The sequence below is a fragment of the Actinokineospora sp. NBRC 105648 genome, from assembly GCF_030269645.1.
Classification (GTDB): Bacteria; Actinomycetota; Actinomycetes; order Mycobacteriales; family Pseudonocardiaceae; genus Actinokineospora.
In genome coordinates this window covers 1-14,998 of record NZ_BSTR01000002.1, presented here as the reverse complement: position 1 = coordinate 14,998, position 14,998 = coordinate 1, and the positions used below count along the sequence as shown (strand labels likewise).

Below are 14,998 nucleotides of genomic sequence, written 5' to 3'. Positions count from 1 at the left end.
GCTCAGTAGATGACGCGGTGATCCGCGCCCAGCCTGAATGCCCGCGACTTGCGCAGGTCTCGCGCGACGTTCAACCGGCGCAGCCACCGGTCGGTGCCGTCGAAGCGGGCCCGGAACGGCTTGCGCCCGTGCACCACCCGGTAGTTGTCGATGAAGCACATGTCGCCGGGGCGCAGCACGACCCCGCTCATCGCCTCGTCGATGGCGGCGGAGAACCGCTCCAGCGCCCGCTGTTCCTCCGCACCGAGCGCCCCCTGCATGTAGTAGGGGTCCACGACGACGTACGGGTCGTCGGGTGCGCCGAACAGCAGCGCCACCGGCTCCGGGTCGCTGAGCGCCCGCTCGACGCGCTCGGCGCTGCGGCGCCGCAGCGCCGCGACCCGACCGTCCTCTGCCCGACCATCCTCGGCGACCGCGTCGACGCGGTTCTCCGCGCGGTGGGAGTTGTCGGGGAGGATGTGGAACCGCGGCTCGGCCAGGATCTCGCGCAGGTCGTCCTCGATCCGCACGTCGGCGATGTCCGCGGTGGTCGTCTCGACGCCGCCGGGGTTGCGCAGGCACATCAGCGCCAGGTAGTCGGTGCGCAGCGGGTGGAACGCGTCCTCGGTGTGCCAGGTGAGCAGTTCGTCGCTGCCCCAGCCGATCTGCTCGTGCTCGTGCTCCCGGATCGGGAAGATGTCGTGCATGATCCGGCCGTCCTGCTGGGTGGCCCAGCCGATCGGCTCCCCGAGCAGCTGGGCGACGAGGAAGAACGCGATGTCGTGCCGCAGGGTCGGCACCACCTCGGGCTTGCCCTTCCAGTGCGCGGGCGTCGGGCCCAGCCCGGCGTCGTCCACCGGCAGACCGGACACGACCAGGACCCCGCTCGGCTCGGTGCGGTGGAACTCGTGGAGCTCGCGGCGGACCCGCCGGGGCAGTTCGTCGGCCCACAGCCGGGCCTCCGACTGGAACCCCGCGGACTCGACGGTGTCGTGGCGGCGCGCGAGGTCGTCGACGACGGAACGGATTGCTTCGACATCTCCTGGGTGCAGCTGCAGCCGTCGCACGGCGTCTTCCTCTCGTATCCGGACAAGGGAGGAGCCTGGCCGAGAACGCAGGCCAGGCTCCAGGTCTTTGACGCCCCAGCGAAACCGACCGGTCAGACGACCGACGGTTCGGCCATCGCGACCGCGATCCGCCGGGGCCCGGTGAACGGCTCCCGCGCGTGCGTGGTCAGCATGTTGTCCACCACCAACAGGTCGTCGCGCTCGTAGTCGAACCGCGTGGACGCGGCGCGGTAGCAGGCGCGCAGGTGCGCCACGACGTCGTCCGGGATCGGGCCGCCGTCGCCGTAGTAGGTGTTGTTGGGCAGGTTCTCCTCCCCGCACATCTCCAGCAGTCCCTCGCGGATCTCCGCGGGCAACGTGCTGACGTGGAAGAACGTCGCGTGGTTGAACCACACGGGCTGCCCGGAGACCGGGTGGCGGTGCACCGGTTCGCGCACCGCCCTGGTCCGCAGCCGGTCGCCGTCGAGCCAGTCGACCTCGATTCCGTTGCGCGCGCAGTAATCCGTGACCTCGGCGGGGTTGTGCGTGTTGAACGCCTCGCGCCAGGGAAGGCCGAGCTCGTCGCCGTAGTTGCGGACGGTCATCCACTTGCGGCGTTCGAACTCGGCGCGGACCGAGGGATCGATCGACTCGTGCACCGCGCGCGTGGACGACAGCGGAGTCGCCCCCTGGGTGGTCGGTGGCTCGATGCAGTAGAAGTAGAGGGTCAGCGGCCAGACGGCCTGGTAGGAGTTCTCGTTGTGCGCGAAGATCTCCTCCTGCGGCGGGTAGTCCGTCGAGGTGTAGACGTTCCCGCTGATCCGGCTGCGCGGGGTGGAGCGTTCGGAGTAGGTCAACGGCGCGCCCGAGAGCTGCCGGACGGCTTCGTCGAGTCCGTCGACCCCGCCGACGTCGAACCCGCGGAACAGCACGGCACCGTGCTCGACCAGGGCCTCGCGCAGGTCGGGGCGGTCGAGCCGGATCCGGTCGTGGATGGACGCGCCGTCGCCCTCGAGGACCAGCGGCAGCGCGGTCGTCATCGATCCATCGCCTCCACCAGGCTCTTGGGTCGCAAGTCGGTCCAGTTGGCGGTCACGTAGTCGAGCGCGCTCTGCCGGTCGGTCTCGGCGAGTGCCACCGACCACCCGGCGGGCACCTGCGCGAACGACGGCCAGAGCGAGTGCTGGCCCTCGTCGTTGACCAGGACGAGGTAGCGGCCGTCGGGGTCTTCGAACGGGTTGGTGCTCATGGTGGTTTCCTCTCCTGGAGCGGGTTTCAGACGACCTCGGGGTGGCGGGAGCGGACGGGCTCCCGGCTCTTCAGCAGCGCCACGCCGAGGCCGGTGAGCGAGTGCGTCACCGAGTTGCGGTTGCGGGCCGTCATCACCAGCCCCGCCTTGCGCAGCACGGTGGCGTGTTTGCTGGCCCCGGCGAGGGAGATGCCCAGGCGCTGCGAGAGCTCGCTGGTCGTGCAGCTCTCGGTCAGGGCCCGCAGCGCCGCCGCCCGGGTGTGCCCGACCAGCGCCTCCAAGGCCTGCTCGTTGGGTTCGTCGACGCGCCAGAGGTCACTGGTCGCCGGGACGCCGAACACCATCGCGGGCACCCCGGTCGCCCGTTCGGACCGCACCACCACCGCCGTGCGACCGGAGAGGAACACCGAGGGGCTGAGCGAGAGACCCCGCCCCCGCAGGTGGATGTCCCGGTCGGCGGCGTCCGGGATCTCCAGCACCGGCGCGACCCAGTTCACCTTGGGGTGCAGCGCGCCGAGCAGACCCTCGACCCCGCTGGTGATGGCGACCCGGCCCAGGGAGTCGCGGACCGCCTCGAGGTGGGTGCGCACCCGCTCCCAGTGCGGCATGACCGCCAGCCGGCAGAACTCGTACACCGTGGCCGTGACCTGCTCGCGGATCGGGTCGCCGCCCGCGCCCTGCCCGCGGGCCCCGACCGGGCGCTCCAACAGCCACAGGAGCTCGTCGAGTGGCGGGCACTCCCACGCCGGTGACCCGCGCAGCAGCGCGCGGACGTTCTTCCGCCAGGCGTGGAAACCCACGGTGCCCGCGCGGCCGTACACATCGAGCCCGAACACGCTCTCCGCGACCGGACCCAGGCTCGCCACCATGCGCAGCCGCGCGAGGTCGGCGGCTGTGAAGTGAATTCTCAGCATTCAGGCCTCTTCTTTTCACCAGCGGCAGGCGAAACAACCCGCAGGACGACACTCCCGCGGGTGACCGCGAATTTTGGCGACCGCTGAACCGATAGCCCAGACATGGGGAAATCGACCCCCAGGTCGACCCCAAACCCCACGACCCGAACCGTCACCGACCATAGCAGCAACCCACGAGTTCGGTAAATATCTGGTTTCCAATGAACGGGGACCGGACTTCCATATCACGTCCACAGGCGGACCGTGGTACTCCGTACGCAGGAACCACGCCGACCAACCGGGAATAACGTCTCCGATTCGGAAGAAAGCGACGAAATCGTTAGCCCGACCGGCGCAACGATCACCGCCGCAGGTTGCATACCCCTAATCTTTAGGGGTATGCGGATCGCCTCGCCACCGCCACCCTGTCCGACCATCGCCACCCACACGAGCGCGGAGATCGCAACCCATCCCGAAACCGCGCAAGCGAATGCCCAGCCGTGGACGTATCGAACCCCAGAATATTGCGCACACAATCACGTCGCCCGCCGCTCGACCGCATCAGGCCGGTTCCGCTCGCGCGGAAGTCGTCGAGCCTGGAATTCCGAGCGGACACGGCCGTGGCGCTTCCTCCGCCCCACGTGTCGGATTGAGCCCGTTTCCGTTGACGCTCTCGACCGCGTTGGTCGAGCAGATCACCCGCCGGATCTCCGGATCGACCGCCAGGAACAGCACGAACTCGGCCCAGACGTTTTCCCACAACCGCACGATCGCCGGATATCGGACGCCCCAGGCTTCGGCGAACTCGGCGAACCGCTCGCGAGCGACGGCCTCAGCCTGCGCGGTGTAGACCGGCTTGAGGCCTTGGCGATCGCGGCCCAATGCTGACGACCCGCGTAGCGGAAACTGTTGCGCGGCAAATGGACCACGCAGGTCTGGGTGATCGTCTGCGGCCAGACGGTGGTGATCGCGTCGGGCAGACCGGTCAGCCCGACGCAGACCAGACGCCTCTGCCGCTTCGCGACGATCTTGGGCTCGAAGCTCGCGTCCCGGTCACGCGGCACGCCGATCTCCCGGTGCTCGGGAAGTACCTGCCGACGATGGCGCTCACAACCCCCACCAGCCTGCTGCCGGCCGAATCCGAGACGCTCGTGGGTGCCGCGCGGCAGGTCTTGGCGACCGGCGCGCCGATTTCCCAAGCCCGCCAAGGCCGTGCGCTACGTCCGCCCACGACGAGGATTCACCTCAAACGCGGACCAGGCCTGGTCTTCGACGCTGCCGGTGTAGGGTCCGCCGGTGATCTTGTCGAAGCGACACGGTTCGGTACCCATGTCCGACGGTGCCCGTATCGGCTGGTCGGTGGCCGGGGACACGACCCGCACACCTCCCGTGGTGCTGCTCCACGGTGGACCGGGCGTACCCGACTACCTGGGTGAGGTGGCCGCCATGGTGTCGGACATCGCCCCCACGTACCGCTACTTCCAGCGCGGTACCGGGCCGTCGGAGTGGCGGGGGCCGCACACCCTCGCCCGGCACGTCGCCGACCTCGCCGAGCTCCTGGAGACCTGGGGGCCGCCGCGGGCGATCTTCGTCGGCCACTCCTACGGGACCGACCTCGCCGCCAGGTTCTGCCTCGCCCACGCGGACAAGGTCGCGGCGCTGCTGTTCCTGTGCGGCCCGTTCGTCGGCGACTGGAGGGCCGCGGACCGGGCGGAGCGCGACCGCCGCACGACACCCGCCCAGCGGGAGCGGCACCGCGAACTGGGTGAGCTGCCGTCGCGCACCGAGGAGCAGGAGCGCGAACTCCTCACCCTGTCGTGGTTCACCGACCACGCGGACACCGCGCGCGGGTGGACGTGGGCCACGCGCAGCGCCGAGGAGCGCAGGCCGATCAACTGGTCGATGAACAGAGACTTGGGCAGGGACAACCGCGCCGACCCGCTCGACGACCACCTGGACGAGCTGCGCTCCCGCCTCCCGGCCGCGGTGGAGATCGTCGGCGGTGTCGCCGACCCCCGGCCGATCTCCGCCCTCGCCGCCCTGGCTGAGCGCTTCGGCGTCCCCTTGACCGCGGTCGAGGACGCCGGGCACGAGCCGTGGCTGGAGCAGCCCGAGGCCGTGCGCGCCATCGTCAGGGACTTCGTCCGGCGCGCCGCGACGACCGGCTGACCGACCGCCCGGCTGCGCTTCGGTGAGCCTCACCAGGGCAGCAGCTGGGCCTGCATGGAGCACTCGAGCACGACCGTGGTCTCCGACACCGCCCGCGCGGCCTTCCGGATGGCGTCCGCCTCAGTGGCACCGAGGCACGGGCGGCGACCACCCGGGCGGCGCGGATCATGTCCGCGGTGACGACATCCCCACTGTCCACGAGGACGTCGAGGTGGACCTCGTGCACCGCCGCGCACCGCACGGACCGGACGCGCCGACCAGCGCGCTCAGCGCCCGGTCGTCGCGGGTCGGGCTGCCCACAGCACGGTGGCGGCGGTCTCGTCCACCGGCACCGGGCACATCAGGAACGGTGTCCGGCCGGGAAGGTCGAACACGGCGTAGAAGTTGGGCCTGCCGAACAGGAACATCGAGGGCACGATCACAGCCCTCGGCCGTCGAGGCGCACGTCGCGGTCCGGGCCGTTGCCCAGCTCCAGCACCGGCGCCCGCACAGCGCGTGCTCCCCGCCGGGGCTCAGGCGTCCCTGGCGCGCAGCACCAGCAACCCGGCGACGTAGGCCACCGCCACCCAGCCCACCACCAGCAGCAGCCCGACCACCGGCGGGAACGGCTCCAGGTGGCCCTTGGCGGCATGCTGCCCGGCCGCGGTGGGCAGGTAGCCCTGCAGCTTGACCATGAACGGCACACCGCTGACGAGCAGCGCGCCCGGAATGCCCAGCAGCAGCAGGAAGACCGCCGCCAGCGCGGCCGCGGCGTAGCGCAGCGCGACCGCGGCACCCACCGAGAGCACGCAGATCAGCGCGAGGTAGAGCCCGCTGAGCAGCACGTGCCGGGTCAGCTCACCGACCTCGGCGGTGGCGTGCCCGTCGAACAGCGGCCAGGCCACCAGTGCGCCGATCACCGCGAGCAGCACGCCGAGGGCGAACCCGACCCCGGCCATCAGCACCGACTTGGCCAGCAGCAACCTGCCGCGCACCGGGACCCACAGCAGGGAGACCCGGATGCTGCCGGTGCTGTACTCGTTCGACACCGCCTGGATCGACAGCATCGCGAGCACCACCTGCACACCGAGCAGCGCGGCCACCGGCGCGTTGCCGACCGGCTGCGGCGCCTCGTCGTTCAGCGCGGAGATCGAGCCGTAGTACATGACCACCACGAGCATCATCGCCAGCGAGGCCGCGACGATCAGCCAGGTGGAGCGCACCGAGCGCAGCTTGGTCCACTCGGCGCGGACGGCCTGCACAAGGCCGCTGGTGGTCTCCTCGGGGGCGGGCAGCACCGCGCCGCCGGTCCGGGTCGGGGTATCGGTCGACATCGCTCACGCCCTCGCTTCCGGGCCACCCGCGGCCACGCCGAACTCGACGCTCGCCGCGGTCAGCTCCATGTACGCCTCCTCCAGCGAGGCCTCCAGCATCCGCAGTTCGTGCACCCGCACGCCGAGCTGGTGCACCAGGTCGCCGACCCGGGCCAGGTCGCCGCCACGCACGACCAACTGGTCCTCGGCGGCCTCCCGCACCGCCATCCCGGCGCGGGCCAGGCCCTCGCGCAGGGTGGCCAGGTGGTCTGGGTCCGGCACCCGGACCTGGACCGCGGTCAGCGAGCTGCGCGCGATCAGCTCGGCGATCGGCGCGTCGGCGATGAGCCTGCCCCGGCCGATGATCACCAGCTGGTCGGCGGTCAGCTGCATCTCGCTCATCAGGTGGCTGGAGATGAAGATCGTCCGGCCCTCGGCGGCCAGCGACCGGACCAGCTCGCGCACCCAGCGCACGCCGTCGGGGTCCAGGCCGTTGACCGGCTCGTCGAAGATCAGCACCCGCGGGTCGCCGAGCAGCGCGCCCGCGATTCCCAGGCGCTGGAACATGCCGAGGGAGAACCCGCCCGCGCGCCGGTGCGCGACCGTGGCCAGCCCGACGGTGTCGAGCACCTCGGCCACCCGCTTGGCGGGCAGGCCGTGGGTGTGCGCCATGGCCAGCAGGTGGTTGTGGGCCGTGCGGCCCGGGTGCAGCGCCTTGGCGTCGAGCAGCGCGCCGACCTCGCGGATCGGGTTGCGCAGCGCGCCGTAGGGCCTGCCGTCGATGAGCGCCTCGCCCGCACTGGGGTGGTCGAGGCCGACGATCATCCGCATCGTGGTGGACTTCCCCGCGCCGTTGGGGCCGAGGAAGCCGGTGACCTTGCCCGCCGCGATCTCCAGCGTGAGGTCGTCGACGGCGAGCGTCTCGCCGTAGCGCTTCGTCAGCCCCCGCAGTGTGATCATGTGCTGTGGTGTCCTCCTCGTCGATCGGTGCACCGCACCCCGCGCACGGGGATCCCCAGCCGAGTCCCGTTTCCCCAGGTAGCTCGTAGGGGCGCGCTGCCGAGCGGTGCGACTTCCTGGGGCACCGGAGCGTTGTCGCCACCCACCCGGGTGATGACCGCGCTTTGCCCGGCGCGCAAGGAGACCTCGGTCTCCCCGATGCGCACGCTCGGGCACCGTACCGCTCCCCGTTCGGCCCGGACCACCGACTCCACCGAGATCCCGTGCCGCACCAGGACCTCGGCGCCGTGCTCGGCGTGCACCCGGACCCAGTCGGTGCGCTCGCCCGCGCGCGACACCGTCGCGCAGGTGCATGTCCAGCAGCGCGCCCGCGGCAGCGTACGAGGTGACCTCCGCGCGGGCCGATCGCGTTCCATACCGGGTGGTCGGTGTGCAACCGACGGCCGGATCAGTGAGGAACACTCGCAAGTGCTCCCACGCCCGGTCGCCCTCCCTCAGCGCCGCCGCGGTGACCCGCGCGGCGCCTGGCCACCCCGGCGCGCCCGCGGTCCAGCGCTCGACCGAGCGGCGCGCAGTCGCCGCGTCCCACGACGGTCGCGCAGCGGGGTGAGCCAGGGCAGGTGGGCGGGCACCGCGTCGCCCGCGCGCGCGGGCACGCCCGCGCCGATCAGCGCGCCGGACTCCGAGCTGTGGCCCGGGGTGAGCCGCTCGGCGAGTTCGCGAGACCGGGCGGCGGCGAAGCGCGCGTCACCCGACTGGGTCCGGGCCGCCCAGCGCGGCAGCGACAGGTCGTAGGTGCTGGGCATCGACCGGGTTGCGCTCACCCGCGCGCAAACCGGTTCCCGGGATACCTGCGGTGGAACGCGGGAGCGAACATGTGCTCCCGTGTACCGGGTCGAGCGCGGCGTGGCCACCACTTGACGCCGTAGTTGCCGGCACTGCTGGCGCTCTCGGCCAATTTCGCGGCTCGGGCGCGACAGCGCGCACTCCAGTCCGCCTTCATCACCCGGCTGATCGGGCAGAGCAGCCGGATGACCATCGCCGGGGTCAACCTCCCCAGCTACCGTGGCCGCCAGCTGCCGTGCCGGAACAGTGAACGCACCGGGGCGGTGGAGGCTGTCAGCCCGTGACGCTGGGGCCGCCTGACTCCACGTGGCCGGTGAAGCGCTGGGACCAGGTCGGGTCGCTGTTGACGGTGACCGTGAAGTCATACCAACCGTTGCGGGCCGCCACGTTGAAGGGGTCCGTGGTGGTCTGGCCCGCGGCGACGGTGTAGGTCCAGGGGCCGTCGGTGCGGTAGTTGGTGGACTTGATCGTGAAAACTACCGGGGCTGTGCCGGAGTTGGTCATGGCGAAGGAAAAGGACGTGCCCGCCAGGCAGTCCACCGCGACCTTCGCGCCCGGTTTGGTCGTGTCGCCGGTGAAGCGCCGCAGGAAGCGGTTGGGGCCGATCACCGTCAGGTCGTACTTGCCGTCCCCGTAACCGCTGCCGCAGTTGAAGAAATCGTCCTGCGACGTCCGCGGGTCCACTGTGTACTGCCAAGGGCCGCCGGACCGGTAGGCGTTGGCGTAGGCGGCGAAGTGCGTCGCGGCGGTGCCGTCGTTGGTCATCCGCACCCACACCTTCGCCACCCCGCCCGAGCCGTACTCGATGCGGTCGAGGTCGGCGCGCGGCTGGTAGGGCAGCGCGCGGGCGGGGCGGGTGCCGGACTCCTGCGCGGGCAGGGCGTTGTCGGTCGGCGTCGGGTTCGGCTTGCCCGTGCAGGTGTCGTACCCGATCACCTTGGTCGCGGGCAGGGTGGGCAGGCCGTAGCGCGGGTTGGCGAAGTCGAAGGCGCCGGTGAGGTCGCCCACCACCTTCCGGCGCCACGCGGTGATGTTCGGGCACGTCGCCTTCTTGCCCAGGGCCTTGGTCCAGGTCTCCAGGAACCGCAGCACGGACGTGTGGTCGTAGACCTCCGAGCTCACCCAGCCGCCCCGGGTCCACGGGGAGATCACCAGCATCGGGACGCGGAACCCGAGACCGCAGGGCTTGCCGTCGAGGAACTCCCCCGCCGTGCCCGCGGGCGGGACCGGCGGCGGGACGTGGTCGAAGAAGCCGTCGTTCTCGTCGTAGTTGAGGAACAGCACCGTCGAGTCGAACGTCTCCTGGTCGGCGGCGAGCGCGTTGACCACCTGGTGGACGAAGTGCGCGCCGTCGCCGGGCGGGGCGTAGGGGTGCTCGGAGAACGCCTGGTTGGGCACGATCCACGACACCTGCGGCAGCGTCTTGCCGACCGCGTCCGCGCGGATCGCGGCGACGATGTCGTCCGGTGTGGACCCGGTGACCGCCCGGACCGAGGTCATCCCCTTGTCGTACAACGGGTTCCCCGGCTTCGCGCCGGTGAACTGGCTGAAGTACGCAAGCGCGTTGTCGCCGTAGTTGTCCTTCGCGTTCTGGTAGACCTTCCAGCTGACCCCCGCGGTCTGCAGGGCCTCGGCGTAGGTCTGCCAGGTCAGGCCCGACTCGTCCCCACCGTCCTTGCTGCCCGCGTCGATCTTGCCGCTCCACAGGTAGGTGCGGTTGGGCCCGGTGGCGCTCAGCGCGGAGCAGAAGTACGCGTCGCAGATCGTGTAGTTGTCGGCGAGGGCGTAGTGGAACGGGATGTCCGCGCGGTCGAGGTAGCCCATGGTGCGGACGTTGCCGACCCCGGCCACCCAGCTGTCGAGCTTGCCGTTGTTCCACGCAGCGTGCTGCGAGGTCCAGCTGTGCGGCAGGTCGCCGGAGCACTGGGCCAGGGTCTCCGGGTCGGTCCCGGTGGTGTCGCTGAGCTGCCAGGGGTACTGCCTGCCCGAGCCCTTGGGCTGGTTGAACACCGGGTAGCCGCCCGCGAGCGTGATCCCGCTGCGGTCGCCGAAGCCGCGAACCCCGCGCAGGGCGCCGAAGTAGTGGTCGAACGACCGGTTCTCCTGCATCAGGACCACCACGTGCCGCACGTCCCGGATAGTCCCGGTGGACGAGGCGGCGGCCTGCGCGCCCTCGGTGGCCACATCGGCGGCCAGCGCTCCGGCGACACCGGCCGACAGCACGCCGAAGGTCCTGCGGTTCATGGTCGACATGTTCAGACCTGCGCAATCTCGCGTCCAGCTTGCGTTTAGATGTCCGTTAGCAGCTAGTACCAAGCAAGAACAATCAGACCCTGCCGCAGGGGCGCGTACCAAGTCAAGACTTGACGAGTTGTGGCAAACCTCGGGCGTCAGGCACGTGCCGACCAAGTGGGCGACTGCCAACTGGCCTGGTACGCGAGTCCGTCCGACGGATTCCCGCTGCACGGCCAGAACACGGGCATGGGAGGTGGAACCGACCGCGGCCGATGCGCGTCCGCTTGTCGTGACTGGTCGCCTCGTGGGGTGGTGGGGATGGTGGTGACGTCGGTGGAACCGTTGCCCGAGGAACTGGGGTTTCTCGTGGCCGGGTCTGGTCGTGCGGTCGAGGTGGCAGTGGTCGCGCTGATCGAGTCGGGTGCGCTGCGGGCCTCCCGTGATGGGGTGCTCAGTGCCGTGAGTGGCGTGGCGCCCGCGGCGACGCCGTTGCAAGAGGCCGTGCTGAGAGCCACGCCCCTCACGCTGAGAGGGGTGATCACGGAGACGACGGGCGGCGTGACAGCGGAATCGTTGCAGGACAACCTTCGTAGCCGTGGGTATGTGCGGAGGTTGGCCGGGCGCAAGTCTGCGCCGTGGGCGCGATGGGTGGTGCTCCTCGGCGCCCTGGCAACGATCATCGCGACCGCGCGGGGGGCGATGGCGTTCGAGTACGCCGTGGTCGTGCTCGTGGTTGGTGCGGTGCTGGTGACACTGGCGGGCTTCGGTCGGAAGCCGTTGTCGCGCAAGGGCCGGGAGGCTGTGAAGCGGTTGGACACGACCGCGACGACGTCGAATCGGCTCGCGCTGGTGGCTCTTTACGGGCTCCTGGGCAAGGTTGGGCAGACACACGTGTGGGAGATCGTCGGCGTCGAACCCGCGACGGCCGCGACGCTGCAGTTGAGTGAAGAGCGTCGACGGTCACGCGTCGCGCCCTTCCGTCGCCGCGGCAACTACTTCGGCTCCGGTGATGGCAGTTCGCGCCGCGGTGGGCGCCGCTCTGGCTCTTGGTGCGGCGGGAGCTCTTCCTACGGCAGTTCTTCTTGCGGCAGTTCCTCTTGCAGCACCTCGTCTTGCAGCAGTTCCTCGTGCAGCACTTCGTCCTGCAGCAGCGACTCCTGCGGTAGCAGCTGCGGCGGTGGCGGCGACTAGGTGATGGCCTGCGGTTGGTCTGGCCCGATCACCGACGCCCACCTGGTGGATCACGAGTTCGCGGCCCGCCTCGCCGATGAACGGCCACCGGCCTGGGTCCGCGTGGTCAGTTCACGGTCAAGGCGCGTTCGAGGGCGGCCCGGCCCGCCGGTTCCCACGTCGGTTTGCCCCCTGGTAGGCCGAGCCTGCCGTTGCGCCCGATGCTGATCAGGTGCAGCGCGCGCAGCACGGCCCACCCACGAGCCCGTGCGATGGTGGCGTCGTCCGCGTCCCCATATGTCTCGAAGAATCGGCCCGCCGTACCCGCGGGCAGCAGGATCCAGGCGGCGGACAGGTCGGTCGCCGGGTCGCCCGCGCACAGCTCGCCGAAGTCGATCACCCCGGCCAGCGTCCCATCTCGCACGACCACGTTCGCGGGATGCAGATCGCCGTGCAACCACCTCGGCGCGGCATGCCACGCGGGCGCGGCGACTGCCTTCTCCCAGGTCTCCCGGGCGGCATCGGCGCTCGTGTCGTCGGCGAGGACCGTCAACGCGCTGGTGAACCCTTCCCGCATCCCGGCCAGCGGAATGCCGCGGACGGGATTGGCCGGGGCTTGCGCGGGTGCCGGCCGATGGAGAGCCTTCAGAAAGCCCGCGAGGGTGTCGGCCGCGTCGGTGCGGGTGATCGGTGAGTGATCCGCCGGGTCGCCCTCGACCCAGCGCGTAATCGTCCAGGTGTGTCCGAACAGGGCCGATGGCTCACCGACGCGCACCGGGGTGGGCGTCGGCAACGGCAAGTGGCCGGTCAGAACGGGGAGCCACTCCTGCTCGACACGCGACAGGGCCGGGGCGCGCTCGGTCCGCGGCAACCGCACCGCCAACTCCGTCCCGAGGCGCCACAGCTGGTTGTCCCAGCCGCCGACCACCGCACGGAGCTCCAGGTCCGCGAGATCCGGGTGCTGGTCGCGCAGCAGCGCTCGCACCAGGTCCTGCTCGAACCCGGACTCGACCATGAACGACACCCTCACATCCAGTATCTGCCGGCAAGCTAACACTGAACCTCCCGGTGGCCTCGCACCCGGTGCCAGAGTCACCGACGTCGACGCTCTACCGCGTCCGCGGCCAACGGAAACTGAAGGAACCACCAGCGAGGAGACGACGATGTTGGAGATTTCCGGGAAAGTGCTGCCGGGGGGCGAGGACCGCGTGATCGTCATCGCCGGCGAACGGATCAGCAGCGTCTCCCCCACCGCCGGCACCGATCTGTGGCTCGTTCCGGGCCTGGTCGACGTGCACACCCATCCCGGGACGGAGAAGCCGGGCGACACCTTCGACAACGGGGTCTTCCGCGATCACATGCTGCGGCACCGCGCGTCCGGGGTGTTGCTGGTGCGCATGCCCGGTTCGGCGGAGACGGACTCGACAAGGGTGTTCGACGACGCCGACCTGCCGCGGGTGGTCCCGGGCGGGCGGTGGTTGGCCACCCTCGGCAAGTTCTTCCCGGGATACGGCCGGGACATCGCCGACGACGAACTCGTCACCGCCGCGGTGGAGGAGGCGGCCGCCTCCGGGGGGTGGTGCAAGATCATCGGCGACTGGGTGCCCGGGGCGCCGGTCATCCCGCTGGAGGTGCTCACCGACGCCGTGACCGCGGTGCACGCCATCGGCGGGCGGGTCGCGGTGCACAGCCAGACCACGGAAGGCGGGCGCAACGCGGTGCTCGCCGGGGCCGACAGCATCGAGCACGGGATGCACCTCGACCACGAGCTGCTCCCCAGGATGGCCGAGCAGGGAACCGCCCTGGTGCCGACGTTCACCACGTTCGCCAAGGTCATGGACGACCTCAAGGGCCGCGACGACGTCCCCGAGGACCGGCGGACGTGGTTGACCACCGGCTGGGAGGGACTGTTCGCCACCGCGCGCGCCGCGCACGAGGCCGGGGTGACCGTGCTCGCGGGCACCGACAGCAGCCCGTTCGGCGCCGTCGCGGATGAGGTCGAGTGGCTGGTCCGCGCCGGCCTGCCACGAGCGGCGGCGGTGGGCGCCGCGTCGTGGACGGCACGGTCCTGGCTCGGGCTACCGGGAATCGAGGCGGGCGCACCCGCCGACATCGTCGCCTACGACGCGGACCCGCGGGTCGAACCCGACGTGTTGCGCCGCCCGAAGCAGGTGGTCCTGCGCGGGGAGCTCGTGGGCTGACGTCCGGATTCCGTTCGTGGTCAAGGGAATCGGGCGGTGATGGTGAAGCGCGCAGGGCACGAGCGGTTGCGTCGGCGACCGACCTCCCGGTGTGCGGGGAGCCGGGGACCAAGCTGACCTCCGTGGCCATGTCCCGACCAAGGCGCGGACACCAATGACCGGAAAGTCCTTTTTGGACTCTTCACCGCGGGTGGGACGCGCTGGCCCGCGGTGTTCGACCGGCCGGAACGAGCTGGTCTTGGACCGCGGCCCCAACCCGCGCCGGCGTGGGTTTGACGGACCGACAAATCACGTTCGAGAAGTCGACAGCATTCGATGGAGGTACTGCTCACCCCTAGCGGAGAGCGCCCAGCGGCGGACTTGTTCGCTCGCTGCTCAACGCCCGCGGGCGCGTGCTGGGTGAGTCCACCCGGATCTCGGCCTCGCTCACCACGCCATCCACCTGGTTCGCGACGCGACCCGCGCGGCGGGCGCCACGACGACCGTGGCGGGGTACCTGACCACGGAGATCATCGACGTGGCTCGCGAGTGCGCGGCCGACGCCGTCAGCGTCCACTGCAGCGACGTCCCACGATCGTGGATCCCGGCTACGTGCACCTGTCCGATCTGACCCGAGTGTCCTGCGTCAAGCAGCTCACACGTCGGCGCGTTCGCGAATTGGCCCGACGAACGGCGCGATCGACATCGCACTCCCGCGGAAGTGGCTTCGAGCCACTCGAGACCGTCGACACGGCCCGCAAAAGTCCTGCGCGAGTGGTAGGGCGTGTTTTCAAAGCCAGAGAAGCAGGGTGGCCAGGTCGATCAGTCCTCGGCAGGAGCTGGCGGTCTTGTCGAAGCGGGTGGCGATGGCGCGGAACTGCTTGAGGCGGTTGAAGCAGCGTTCGACGATATCGCGGCGCCGGTGGGCGACACGGTCGAAGGCCGGTGGGCGGCCACCGGCCCGGCCGCGGCGCAGCCG

Annotated in this window: 15 protein-coding genes and 1 pseudogene; 3 read left to right on the top strand and 13 right to left on the bottom strand. The window is 70.7% G+C overall.

The window, feature by feature from the left end; all coding sequences use genetic code 11:
- Positions 1 to 2: 2 nt before the first annotated feature.
- From gntD to QSK30_RS01325, 5 genes and pseudogenes are all read right to left on the bottom strand, one after another.
- Positions 3 to 1,046 (bottom strand): guanitoxin biosynthesis L-enduracididine beta-hydroxylase GntD, encoded by a 1,044-nt coding sequence (gene gntD, locus QSK30_RS01345; protein WP_285498882.1) that lies wholly within the window; start codon positions 1,044 to 1,046, stop codon positions 3 to 5.
- Positions 1,047 to 1,138: 92 nt separating this feature from the next.
- Positions 1,139 to 2,065 (bottom strand): TauD/TfdA family dioxygenase, encoded by a 927-nt coding sequence (locus tag QSK30_RS01340; RefSeq protein WP_285498881.1) that lies wholly within the window; start codon positions 2,063 to 2,065, stop codon positions 1,139 to 1,141.
- On the bottom strand, positions 2,062 to 2,274 hold the full coding sequence (locus QSK30_RS01335; RefSeq protein ID WP_285498880.1) for an MbtH family protein: 213 nt from the start codon (positions 2,272 to 2,274) through the stop codon (positions 2,062 to 2,064). Before QSK30_RS01335 ends, QSK30_RS01340 begins: the two co-directional genes overlap by 4 nt.
- 26 nt (positions 2,275 to 2,300) lie before the next feature.
- Positions 2,301 to 3,188 carry an ArsR/SmtB family transcription factor gene (locus tag QSK30_RS01330; RefSeq protein ID WP_285498879.1) on the bottom strand — a complete coding sequence of 296 codons (888 nt, stop codon included), beginning with the start codon at positions 3,186 to 3,188 and terminating at the stop codon, positions 2,301 to 2,303.
- Between the two features lie 642 nt (positions 3,189 to 3,830).
- Positions 3,831 to 4,171: pseudogene (locus tag QSK30_RS01325) on the bottom strand (transposase); the annotation flags it as partial.
- A gap of 292 nt (positions 4,172 to 4,463) precedes the next feature.
- Between QSK30_RS01325 and QSK30_RS01320 the strand changes: the two are divergent.
- A complete protein-coding gene (locus QSK30_RS01320) occupies positions 4,464 to 5,336 on the top strand; it encodes an alpha/beta fold hydrolase (RefSeq protein WP_285498878.1) in 873 nt (290 codons plus the stop codon).
- 266 nt (positions 5,337 to 5,602) lie between these two features.
- On the opposite strand, the gene QSK30_RS01315 is transcribed toward QSK30_RS01320, so the two are convergent.
- The 6 genes from QSK30_RS01315 to QSK30_RS01290 form a co-directional block, all read right to left on the bottom strand.
- A complete protein-coding gene (locus QSK30_RS01315) occupies positions 5,603 to 5,752 on the bottom strand; it encodes a hypothetical protein (RefSeq protein ID WP_285498877.1) in 150 nt (49 codons plus the stop codon).
- A gap of 96 nt (positions 5,753 to 5,848) precedes the next feature.
- Positions 5,849 to 6,649 (bottom strand): ABC transporter permease, encoded by an 801-nt coding sequence (locus QSK30_RS01310; RefSeq protein ID WP_285498876.1) that lies wholly within the window; start codon positions 6,647 to 6,649, stop codon positions 5,849 to 5,851.
- 3 nt (positions 6,650 to 6,652) lie between these two features.
- Positions 6,653 to 7,588 (bottom strand): ABC transporter ATP-binding protein, encoded by a 936-nt coding sequence (locus QSK30_RS01305; RefSeq protein ID WP_285498875.1) that lies wholly within the window; start codon positions 7,586 to 7,588, stop codon positions 6,653 to 6,655.
- A complete protein-coding gene (locus QSK30_RS01300) occupies positions 7,585 to 7,926 on the bottom strand; it encodes a hypothetical protein (protein WP_285498874.1) in 342 nt (113 codons plus the stop codon). Before QSK30_RS01300 ends, QSK30_RS01305 begins: the two co-directional genes overlap by 4 nt.
- A 156-nt stretch (positions 7,927 to 8,082) precedes the next feature.
- On the bottom strand, positions 8,083 to 8,412 hold the full coding sequence (locus tag QSK30_RS01295) for a hypothetical protein (RefSeq protein ID WP_285498873.1): 330 nt from the start codon (positions 8,410 to 8,412) through the stop codon (positions 8,083 to 8,085).
- 295 nt (positions 8,413 to 8,707) lie between these two features.
- Positions 8,708 to 10,678 (bottom strand): phosphocholine-specific phospholipase C, encoded by a 1,971-nt coding sequence (locus QSK30_RS01290; protein ID WP_285498872.1) that lies wholly within the window; start codon positions 10,676 to 10,678, stop codon positions 8,708 to 8,710.
- A gap of 309 nt (positions 10,679 to 10,987) precedes the next feature.
- Here QSK30_RS01290 and QSK30_RS01285 point away from each other — a divergent pair, with 309 nt between their 5' ends.
- Positions 10,988 to 11,860: a TIGR04222 domain-containing membrane protein gene (locus tag QSK30_RS01285; RefSeq protein WP_285498871.1), complete on the top strand. Its 873-nt coding sequence runs from the start codon at positions 10,988 to 10,990 to the stop codon at positions 11,858 to 11,860.
- Between the two features lie 106 nt (positions 11,861 to 11,966).
- Here QSK30_RS01285 and QSK30_RS01280 read toward each other — a convergent pair whose 3' ends face one another.
- Positions 11,967 to 12,854 carry an aminoglycoside phosphotransferase family protein gene (locus tag QSK30_RS01280; RefSeq protein WP_285498870.1) on the bottom strand — a complete coding sequence of 296 codons (888 nt, stop codon included), beginning with the start codon at positions 12,852 to 12,854 and terminating at the stop codon, positions 11,967 to 11,969.
- Positions 12,855 to 13,002: 148 nt separating this feature from the next.
- Here QSK30_RS01280 and QSK30_RS01275 point away from each other — a divergent pair, with 148 nt between their 5' ends.
- The gene (locus QSK30_RS01275; RefSeq protein WP_285498869.1) at positions 13,003 to 14,040 is read left to right on the top strand and encodes an amidohydrolase family protein; all 1,038 of its coding nucleotides are present in this window, start codon (positions 13,003 to 13,005) and stop codon (positions 14,038 to 14,040) included.
- Between the two features lie 769 nt (positions 14,041 to 14,809).
- Here the strand turns inward: QSK30_RS01275 and QSK30_RS01270 are convergent.
- Positions 14,810 to 14,998, bottom strand: a 189-nt coding sequence (locus QSK30_RS01270; protein WP_285498868.1) for a transposase, incomplete at its 5' end; no start/stop codon positions are given.